The following is a 10,763-nucleotide window of genomic DNA, read 5'->3' on the forward strand; positions in this document are numbered from 1 at the left end:
ATATGAGTTCCATCTTTTCAATTCATTAAACTGTAACAAATATGTCATATACTAATCCTACTATAAATCAATGGTCAAAATACTTAGTGATTTAAATGACACCTTTTGCTCCTCAAGTTAATGATTTTCAACATAGCTCCAACACATATATTAATCGTGAAATATCTCTTTTAGAATTTCATAAACGTGTTCTTGCACAATCCAAAGACTCCAATCACCCACTTTTAGAAAGATTAAACTTTTTAATTATATTTTCACGCAATCTAGATGAGTTTTTCGAAATACGTGTTGCTGGCTTGATGAAGCAACTTGACTTAAATGCCATTACAACTGCTCCAGACGCTATCCCCAATGAAGTCGTTATTGAACAGATTTCGGATATAGCTCACGAAGCAGTAGATGATCAATACAACACTTTAAACAACATATTATTACCACAACTTCAATCATACGGTGTTCGTTTCATTCAGTATCATGACATTTCAGAACATCATAAGGAATGGATAAAAAATTATTTTTTTAAACAAGTCCAGCCTGTTGTTACTCCCATTAGTCTTGATCCAGCTCATCCCTTCCCTCGCTTGGTGAATAAAAGCTTAAATTTTATCGTAACATTAGAAGGTAAAGATGCTTTTGGACGCCATATTGATTTAGCCATTGTTCCTGCACCCCGTTCATTACCTCGTGTAGTACGTTTGCCTGATGAACTTACCAATGGGCAAGAACACTATATTTTACTTTCGGCTATTATTCAGCAGCACATTGATGACCTATTCCCTGGTATGAGTGCAACTGGATGTTATCAATTTCGTGTAACCCGAAACGCCGATTTAACTTTGGCAGAAGATATTGATGACTTGGCTGTCGCGTTGAAAGATGAATTATCATCCCGCCGCTTTGGTCGTGCTGTTCGTCTTGAAATAGCTCATGATTGTCCTGATTTTATTAATGACTATTTATTAGAACAATTTGATTTAGACCCTATTCATTTATTTCAAGTTAAAGGACCAGTAAATCTAGCACGCTTGTTTGCTAATTTTGATATTCCAGAGTTACGTTTTAAACCATACCAGCCTATTGTGCCAAAAGCCTTGCGCAATCCACACCAGATATTTGATGTACTCAGTAAGCGCGATGTTCTTTTACATCATCCATTTGATTCTTTTGCACCTGTAATCAATTTGCTCAAGGAAGCTGCATATGATCCAAATGTATTGGCAATTAAGCAAACGCTTTATCGTAGCGGTCCAGATTCCGAAATTGTACAAGTTCTTGCTGAGGCAGCGCGTAATGGGAAAGAAGTCACTGCAATTATTGAACTGCGTGCCCGTTTTGATGAAGAGTCCAACATCACTGTTGCCAATATATTACAAGAGGCAGGTGCTGTAGTTGTATACGGTATTGTCGGTTATAAAACGCATGCAAAAATGATCCTGATCGTTAGACGTGAAGGTGAGAAATTGAAGCGTTATGTGCACCTGGGTACAGGAAACTATCATGCTGGTAATGCCAAAATGTATACGGATTATGGCCTATTAACCACTAACCCGGATATTTGCGAAGACGTACATAAGATCTTTCAGGAACTTACAGGTATGGGGCGCATGGCAAAACTTAAAAAATTATTTCACGCACCTTTTACTTTACATGCACAACTCTTACAATTTATTGAACATGAGATTCAGCATGCCCAAGCTGGAAAACCCGCAAGAATTATCATCAAAGTAAACGCATTGACTGAACCTAAATTGATTGCTGCTTTGTATCATGCCTCCCAATCAGGTGTAAAAATTGATTTAATCATTCGATCTATTTGTTGTTTAAGACCACAGGTTGAGGGTTTATCTGAAAATATCACCGTGCGTTCTATTGTAGGACGCTTTTTGGAGCATACTCGTGTTTATTATTTCCACAATGCTGGTGATATTAAACTCTACTGTGCTAGTGCTGACTGGATGGGACGCAACCTGTTTTCCCGAGTTGAAACCTGCTTTCCTATTGAAGATAAAAAATTACGTAAACAAATTATTGAAGATGGTCTTCTCAGCTATTTAAAAGATAACACTCGTGCCTGGGAGCTAGACAATAATGATCAATGGCATGCCTTACAGGCAGCAGAAGGTGAAGAAAGCTATATCGCACAGCAACATTTAATGGATGAGCGTATTATCACGCCTACTGCATAAATAATAATTGACATGGATGTCATATACCCTGCTTTTCTTCATATTGTGTATGATTTTTTCTTTGTCATTTAATACAAAATGTTGCTTAATGTAGAATTTCTTGTTGTTTTTATATACGCTATTTCATATCTTCAATTTAGATAATAAAAACCGGAATAAGTATCAATGAAAATTTTTAAACAACAAGAAAATATATTCAATGCCGTTAACTCTATGATCAACCATGGTGTTGCTGTACTTGAAGGAACAAAAACATCTGCAACACAATATGCTGACCGAATTATTATGGCATTAAAACCATATGAAACAGTTGAACCGATTATTGCGTATCAAAATGTACCTAATCATGGTTATTTATACTATCTATATGATGCCAATAAGTTCGATGTCAGTTCAACCCAACTTAAAATGCTAATACTCCTGGCTGATGCTTCAAATAAAATCTAATGTTCAGATTAAAAAGCGAGTAAACCTCGCTTTTTAAATTAATCACCGATAACTCCAGATTGTTTCAGTTGATTTAGTTGTTCTTGTGTTCTAATTTTTTCTAGAATTTTTATCGTGTGCTCTCCAAGTAAAGGGGGCGCAAGACGATATTCTACTGGCGTATCTGATAACTTCATAGGCGATCCGATAACCCTGAAATTTGAATTAAGCTGATGAGGTAATTGAACGACCATTTTCCGATGTAGTATCTGGGGTTCATTCAATGCATCTTCGATAGAATTGATCACTCCTACAGGTACTTTACGTGCATGAATCGCATCTACCCAGTATTGAGCAGTTTGAGTTAAAAAATGCTGTGTTAAAGTTGAAATCAACTCCGCTCTATATTTCACACGATCAGGATTTTTAATAAATTTTGGATTATCTAACAATTCAGGCTTGCCAATCGCATGGCATAAATCTACAAATTGTTTATCATTACCACATGCGATAATAAATTCCTTATCTGATGCCTGAAAAGTCTGATAAGGCACAATATTAGGATGCGCATTCCCCATACGTACAGGTGAAATTCCAGATGTTAAATAGTTCATTCCCTGATTAGCCAATCCAGCAATTTGCACATCCAATAAAGATATATCTATATATTGACCACGACCAGTATGTTGTCTGGCGAGTAATGCCGCCTGAATAGCAATGGTTGAATAAAGCCCCGTTTGCAAATCAACTACAGCAACCCCAACCTTTTGAGCTCCTGCATCAGCTTCACCTGTAATACTCATCAAGCCAGACATACCTTGTAAAATAAAATCATAACCAGGATCCTGTGCTCTGGGACCATCCTGCCCAAAGCCCGTGATGGAGCAATAGATTAACTGCGGATTAATCTGACTTAAACTGGCATAATCTAGATCGTATTTTTGCAATGAACCTACTTTATAGTTTTCAATCACCACGTCTGCTTCTTTTACCAGATCATGAATGATGGCTTGGCCTTCTTTTGTGGAAATATCTATAGCTACAGAATATTTATTTCGATTGGTACATTGATAGTAACCTGCCTCTCGAGTTGCCTTGTGCTCGTCATCCAGCATCCACGGCGGCCCCCACAGTCTGGTGTCATCACCCGTTTTGGGGCGCTCAACTTTAATGACTTCGGCACCCAGATCAGCCAGAATCTGCCCACACCAAGGTCCTGCCAAAACACGACTCAGATCTAAAACACGAATACCATGCAATGCACCCATTCTTTTTTCCTTTTCATTTAATAGGGAAACAAAAATATTCATCTCCCTAAATATCAATTTACTGTTTTTGTGGATCGTACTGACGGTCTTTGATAAATAGCCCTGGTAATACACCTGCAATAAAATATGCAGCTCCCATAACTATAAATGCCATGGTAAATGTTCCACCAGATGCTAACCAACCAATCGTAGCTGGCGCTATTGCAGCCCCGACACGACCAATGTTATAGGCTCCACCAATAGCTGTACCTCGTACATCTGTAGAAAATGATTCAGCCATATAAGTTGCATTTACACCGTACGGAATACCGTATAGGAATCCAAAAGTAATTAATAAGTACAAAATATTATCTGGTGTATTAAAGAAAATAATAATTGGCAAGAATATCGCACTTGCTATCGTGCCAAAAACGAATACTCCTCGACGATTAAACTTATCAGCCAGATAGCCTGCCAAAACCTTGCCCAAAATCATTGCAGTATATGAACCAACCATATAACTGGTCAGATTTTTAAAATTCATATGCACTTCAGTTTCAAGATAACTCGGCATCCAGTTATTAATCCCGTAATAACCAAACTGTAAGAAAAAGGCCGTAGTCATCCACAATAAGAACATTTTTCGGTGCTTAAAATTGGCAAAAATTTGCTTATATATACTTGTACTTTTGGGTCTTTCCACAACAACCTGTTTACCAGTCTTTCCTTTTAATTGATCAATTCTGGTGAGTTGCCATGATTTAGGTTCTGGCACAAATCGTTGTAAAAATACATTGATAAATGCGGGAATAACAGTAATAAAGAATAATACTCGCCAGCCATGCTCTGGAATAATTGCACCTGCAAGAAGCGTCGCTACGATATATCCAACAGTTTGCCCAGTTTGTAATGTACCCAAAACGGTAGTTCGGTACTTGGTTGGTACATATTCCGCCATTAAGGTATTACATGCCATATATAGCGCACCTATTCCTAATGCACCGATAAAACGCAGTGCCATAAACTGTTCAAAGTTTTGCGTAAAGCCCAATAAACATGTGGCAATTGAAAAAAAAGTTACCGAGTTTGCAATGGTTCTAACCCGACCAAACTTATCACATGCCCATCCTCCTAAAATTCCTCCTATTCCCATCCCTGCAAGCGATGCACTTCCAAGTGCACCTGCCTGAAAAGTGGATAAGCCAAACTCAGTCTTCAAACTAGTCAGGCTATAGGACAGCAACATAATGTCTATGCCATCAACCACCATAGCGAAATAGGCAAATAATAGTGCCCATTTCCATGTATTTGCATTGATCTTTGTATAAGTACCCAGATTCGAAGGTAACCTTATATCCAAAATTCCACTATTTTTTTGAACGTCATTGTTCATTTATATCTCAATCCCATTTTCCCAAATGAGTCATTGTGAAATTATTAGTACATTCACTTACAAAGCTCTTTGTTTTTATTTTACTTCCACGTTGAGCTTAATACCTGATTGCTATTTATTGCTATTTCGACAATGAATCCTCAAATTTCCATTTTTTAGGCAAAAGAATCCTGAGGTGCTCATGAATGAACACCTAAGTGATTAATTTCAAATTAATTACTAAAAGCAGCGATACCTGTTTGCGCTCTACCTAAAATGAGTGCATGAATATCATGTGTACCTTCATAAGTATTAACAACTTCGAGGTTTACTAGATGGCGGGCTATACCAAATTCATCACTAATACCATTCCCCCCCAACATATCTCGTGCCACACGTGCAATATCCAAAGCCTTGCCACAATTATTACGCTTAATCAGCGATGTTCCCTCTACTGCGGCAATACCTTCATCTTTCATACGACCAAAACGAAGTGCTGCCTGCAAACCTAAGGCGATCTCCGTTTGCATATCAGCCAACTTTTTCTGAATCAACTGGTTAGCAGCTAGTGGACGACCAAATTGCTTACGATCCATCGTGTATTGATGAGCTGTATGCCAACAGAACTCTGCTGCACCCATCGCCCCCCAGGCAATACCAAAACGGGCACTATCCAGACAAGTAAACGGCCCACGTAATCCACGAATTTCCGGGAAGGCATTTTCCTCAGGAACAAATACATTATCCATTACAATTTCACCTGTAATAGAGGCACGTAATCCTACCTTGCCATGAATTGCTGGTGCTGATAACCCTTCCCAGCCTTTTTCAAGAATAAAACCACGAATAGCGCCAACATTTCCTTCTGCAGTTACCTCTTTTGCCCAAACCACAAAAACATCAGCAATTGGACTATTGGTAATCCACATTTTTGCACCAGTTAGTCGATAACCACCATCAACCTTTTTAGCGCGAGTAGACATGCTTCCCGGATCAGAACCATGATCAGGCTCAGTCAAACCAAAACATCCGATAAACTCACCCGTAGCCAATTTCGGCAAATATTTTTGCTTTTGCTCTACTGAGCCAAACTCATTGATTGGAACCATAACCAGTGAACTTTGCACACTTGCCATTGAACGGTAACCAGAATCCACCCTTTCAATTTCACGTGCAATCAGTCCATAACTCACATAATTTAGGCCAGCACCTCCATATTGCTCGGGAATTGTTGGACCAAGTAAACCCAGCTCCCCCATTTCACGAAAAATTGCGGTATCCACACTTTCATTACGAAATTGCTCTAACACCCGGGGTGCAAGCCTATCCTGACAATATGAATATGCTGCATCACGAATCATACGTTCTTCTGAGGATAATTGTTGTTCAATCAAAAATGGATCTTGCCAGTTAAATTGTGCTTTTGAATTCGCCATAGTCACCGCTTCCTTTACCGATGTTTTCATTGATTGGATTTGATGCTAGTCAGTATTTCATTTTTCTTCAAACGATAAAATATCATGTAGCTATGCATTTTTATCATATCTTGAGTCATATAAAAATTTTAGATATGCTGAATTCCTTAATAAATTGTTAATTTATCCATATAAATAAAGATTGGAAACTTGCTAGGCTTAATCTTATATGTTTATTTTAAATAACTGATCAATTTGATAAGGATTTCAAAATGAGACGAATGATTCCTTCTTTACAGTCTTTAATGTGTTTTGAATCTGCTGCCAAACACCGTAGTTATACTTATGCAGCACAGGAGCTCAATATCACTCAAAGTGCTGTTTCCAGACAAATTCATCAACTGGAAGAATTCTTAGGATTAAACTTATTCAACCGAACACGTCATGGCGTTGAACTCACCTATGCTGGTGAACAATATTTTAAAAGTATCAAGTCTCATTTATTAAGTATTGAACAAAGTACTTTAGACTTGATGTCTCATAAAGGACTAGGCGGAACATTAAAACTTGGGGTTGTACCAACCTTTGCAACGCGCTGGCTACTGCCAAGGCTTTATAAATTTAATGAGATATATCCCGAAATCACAATTCACCTTGAAACCAGCACTAAACCTTTTCTATTTAGTGATCATATTTTTGATGCGGCTATATATGCTGGAACCAATGCCCAGATTGAAAACTGGCCAGGAACAAAAATTCATTATCTGATGCATGAAGATGTTGTTCCTGTGTGCTCACCTGAGCTGATTTATAAACACTTCCCAGAATTACAAGCAAATATAGGTTGTTTTATAGGGGATTTAACAGCTGGACAGATAGCTAGTCTGCCACTGCTGCAACAGACCACGCGTCCCTATATATGGAAAGAATGGTTTGAAGTGGCTGGACTAGATCATCCATATGCCATGGATGGTCAACGACATGAACTTTTCTCTATGTTAGCAGTTGCTGCGACCCATCATATGGGAGTCGCTCTGATTCCGCAGATGCTGCTGGAAAAAGAACTTTCTTCTGGAGATTTAGTGATCGCATCAAATATAAAATTGAAAGGCTCCCGTTCTTATTATTTTGTATATTCAGAACAACAACAAAATGCACCATTACTAACCAAGTTTGTTGAATGGCTAGAACGAGAAGCAAGACTAACTCAACAACATCTGCTTCCAAATCCACCCTGAACAGATTTTAAAGCTTAGAGATCACCCCAACATATCGATACATATCTTTTACTCCCAGATCTATCCGGAAAACCTGAAAGTCTGTTATTGATGATTTTGATATTTCAGCAAACATATCCATTTCTGGATCATCATGAATTTCATCAACAGTTCGCGGCAAACTTGCTTCAAAAACATCAGAAATATACTCAAACCCCAAATCCATAGCAACAAACAAGGTATGCTCACATGGCTGAACATACTGTTCTTGTGACCAGTCAATAATATCGGTATGACAAAATGGACATGAAACATTTGCTTGATTATTTTCAAGCTGGATCAGTTGAAAAGGCATAATTTTTATAACACAATGAAAACCGCTATTTTAAACAACTCCAAACTTTAATTCACTGGAAGAATTGCAATTTTTAAAAATATAACAGGATACTATGTCTACCCTTGAAAAAGCGATTGCACTAGCAGCAAAAAAACATGCAGGACAACTTGATAAAGGTCAATCTCCTTATATTCTGCATCCCCTTCGGTTAATGTTTAAGATGAAGACACCTCAACAACAAATTGTCGCAGTCTTGCATGATATTATAGAAGATACTGACACCACCGTTGTCGATCTAATCTCATTGGGCTTTAGTCAGGAAATTATTGATGCCATTTTAGCATTGACTAAAGCTGACGGAGAAACCCGAATAGAAGCTGCTTACAGGGCTGTAAAAAATCCAATTGCCCGCTTAGTCAAACTGGCAGATATCGCTGATAATATGGACTTATCACGAATCCCCCATCCTTCAGCAAAAGATTTATTACGTTTAGAAGAATATCGCCAGGTACGACAAATTTTAATTACTGGCTAAATGTATAATTATTGCAATTAATACATATCCATCGTGATAAATTGCAACGATAATCATTTAAAATGTGATCTTGTTGCACAAATGGAATGTTTAAAACATGCTGACCGATTTAGATGATTTTTATTGCTTTGCTCTTGTTGTTGAACATGGAGGTTTTAGTGCAGCAGAAAGAGCAACAGATATCCCCAAATCCAAGCTTAGCCGCCGAGTTTATAATTTAGAAGAAAATTTAGGGGTACGTCTAATTCAGCGTAGTTCCAGACATTTTGCTGTGACTGAAATTGGCATGAATATTTATCGTCATGCACAAGTGATGATGAATGCCGCTCAGGCTGCTCATGACCTAGTTGATCACTTGAGTATTCAGCCTCGCGGTGTGATTAAGGTCACTGTTCCCGTTTCTATTGCACAAAACGAAATTGCAAAAATACTTCCAGCTTTTTTAAAACAGTACCCTGAAGTAAAGGTTCAGCTAATTGTAAGCAATCGACGTTTTGATGTCATCAATGAGGGCATTGATATCGCCCTCCGTGTACGTGATAACCTTGATGATGACCCTAGCCTTGTCATTCGAAAATTTCAGCGTATCGAACAGCACTTATTTGCTAGCCAAGCCTATTTAAATGAGTTTGGTATGCTTAAAAAACCAGAAGATTTAACTGAACATCGTATTTTGAGCATGGCAGATGAACATCTTGAACAACAACTGGTTTTACATGACGACCATAACCATCATCGTAAAGTTAAAATAAATCCTGTTGTTATGGGTTCAGATTTGATGATGCTAGCACAACTAGCCAGCCAAAATTGTGGAATTGCATTATTGCCAGATACTATTGCCTGTGACTACATAAAATCTGGACAACTGGTACGTGTACTACCAGAATGGAAGTCCCCGCATGGTATTTTCCATGCCGTTTATCCATCACGACGAGGACTTTTACCTGCTGTACGTGTATTTATTGACTATCTGGTCGAACATTTATCAGAACATTAACGTACCAATAACTAAAGGGTATCTTGATATTCAATCAAGATACCCTTTATAAAACATAAATCTAAATTGCAGGATAAATACCCGTACCTTCTGGCCATGGAGTCAACAATTCAAACCCAGAATCAGTCACTACTACCATATGCTCCCATTGAGCTGATAATGAGTGATCCATGGTAACAACTCCCCAGCCATCGTTAAGTTCTTTTACTCGTGCCTTACCTGCATTAATCATAGGTTCAATTGTAAAGACCATACCCTTTTTTAAACGCAGCCCTTGCCCAGGTTGACCATAATGTAAAACATTAGGCTGTTCGTGATAGACTTTACCGATACCGTGACCACAATATTCCCGAACAACACTATAGCCTTCTCTATGTGCAACAGTCTGTATCGCAAAACCAACATCACCCAATGTCGCACCAGGTCTAACCGCATGAATCCCGGCGACCATAGCTTCATAGGTCGTATCCACTAAGCGTTTAGCTTCTGGCTTTATCGAACCAACATAATACATACGGCTAGTATCTCCAAAATAACCATCTTTGATAATCGCAACATCTATATTGATAATGTCACCATCCTGTAAAATAGTGGATGCAGATGGAATTCCATGACAAACCATATCATTTGGAGAGATACAGGTAGTTTTGGTATAGCCGTAATAACCAATGTTTGCTGGAATAACCTTTAACTTGTTTACAATAAAATCATGACAGATATCATCTAAGTATTCAGTAGAAACACCTGGTTTGACATATTCTCCTATCATTTCTAAAACCTGTGCAGCCAAACGTCCTGAGACTCTTAACTTTTCAATATCTTGTTCGGTTTTAATGGTAATAGCAGAAGCTTTCATTCCAGATTCCTCATTTTCAGTCCAAATATTATATGCCTTTTACATCAAATATTGAAATTGAGAATTAATATCAATTAAATTCAGTTTTCCGTTTAATCCATCTACGACTATCGTCTATATCCAGAAGGCAAAATCATAAATCATTCAATTTTCTCTTTATTGTATTAAACAATAT

10 protein-coding genes are annotated in these 10,763 nt (G+C 37.9%); 5 read left to right on the forward strand and 5 right to left on the reverse strand.

Features of this window, described 5'->3' with window-relative positions; all coding sequences use genetic code 11:
- Nucleotides 1-95 precede the first annotated feature (95 nt).
- A complete protein-coding gene (gene ppk1, locus KPC_RS13305; RefSeq protein WP_121974848.1) occupies nt 96-2,186 on the forward strand; it encodes a polyphosphate kinase 1 in 2,091 nt (696 codons plus the stop codon).
- A gap of 165 nt (nt 2,187-2,351) precedes the next feature.
- The gene (locus tag KPC_RS13310) at nt 2,352-2,633 is read left to right on the forward strand and encodes a hypothetical protein (protein ID WP_121974849.1); all 282 of its coding nucleotides are present in this window, start codon (nt 2,352-2,354) and stop codon (nt 2,631-2,633) included.
- A gap of 38 nt (nt 2,634-2,671) precedes the next feature.
- On the opposite strand, the gene KPC_RS13315 is transcribed toward KPC_RS13310, so the two are convergent.
- The 3 genes from KPC_RS13315 to KPC_RS13325 form a co-directional block, all read right to left on the reverse strand.
- Complete coding sequence (locus tag KPC_RS13315) at nt 2,672-3,880, reverse strand: CaiB/BaiF CoA transferase family protein (protein WP_121974850.1); 1,209 nt, start codon at nt 3,878-3,880, stop codon at nt 2,672-2,674.
- Nucleotides 3,881-3,938: 58 nt separating this feature from the next.
- Nucleotides 3,939-5,252 carry an MFS transporter gene (locus KPC_RS13320; protein WP_121974851.1) on the reverse strand — a complete coding sequence of 438 codons (1,314 nt, stop codon included), beginning with the start codon at nt 5,250-5,252 and terminating at the stop codon, nt 3,939-3,941.
- A 212-nt stretch (nt 5,253-5,464) separates the two neighbouring features.
- Nucleotides 5,465-6,667 (reverse strand): acyl-CoA dehydrogenase, encoded by a 1,203-nt coding sequence (locus tag KPC_RS13325; RefSeq protein ID WP_121974852.1) that lies wholly within the window; start codon nt 6,665-6,667, stop codon nt 5,465-5,467.
- 251 nt (nt 6,668-6,918) lie between these two features.
- Here KPC_RS13325 and KPC_RS13330 point away from each other — a divergent pair, with 251 nt between their 5' ends.
- Nucleotides 6,919-7,884 carry a LysR substrate-binding domain-containing protein gene (locus KPC_RS13330; protein WP_121974853.1) on the forward strand — a complete coding sequence of 322 codons (966 nt, stop codon included), beginning with the start codon at nt 6,919-6,921 and terminating at the stop codon, nt 7,882-7,884.
- 7 nt (nt 7,885-7,891) lie between these two features.
- On the opposite strand, the gene KPC_RS13335 is transcribed toward KPC_RS13330, so the two are convergent.
- Complete coding sequence (locus tag KPC_RS13335) at nt 7,892-8,218, reverse strand: hypothetical protein (RefSeq protein ID WP_121974854.1); 327 nt, start codon at nt 8,216-8,218, stop codon at nt 7,892-7,894.
- Between the two features lie 94 nt (nt 8,219-8,312).
- Here KPC_RS13335 and KPC_RS13340 point away from each other — a divergent pair, with 94 nt between their 5' ends.
- The gene (locus KPC_RS13340) at nt 8,313-8,735 is read left to right on the forward strand and encodes an HD domain-containing protein (RefSeq protein WP_121974855.1); all 423 of its coding nucleotides are present in this window, start codon (nt 8,313-8,315) and stop codon (nt 8,733-8,735) included.
- Nucleotides 8,736-8,832: 97 nt separating this feature from the next.
- Nucleotides 8,833-9,732 (forward strand): LysR family transcriptional regulator, encoded by a 900-nt coding sequence (locus KPC_RS13345; protein WP_121974856.1) that lies wholly within the window; start codon nt 8,833-8,835, stop codon nt 9,730-9,732.
- A gap of 61 nt (nt 9,733-9,793) precedes the next feature.
- Here KPC_RS13345 and map read toward each other — a convergent pair whose 3' ends face one another.
- On the reverse strand, nt 9,794-10,588 hold the full coding sequence (gene map, locus KPC_RS13350; RefSeq protein WP_121974857.1) for a type I methionyl aminopeptidase: 795 nt from the start codon (nt 10,586-10,588) through the stop codon (nt 9,794-9,796).
- Nucleotides 10,589-10,763: the final 175 nt, after the last annotated feature.

Origin of the sequence: Acinetobacter stercoris, from assembly GCF_900323515.1 — a bacterium.
GTDB classification, from domain to species: domain Bacteria; phylum Pseudomonadota; class Gammaproteobacteria; order Pseudomonadales; family Moraxellaceae; genus Acinetobacter; species Acinetobacter stercoris.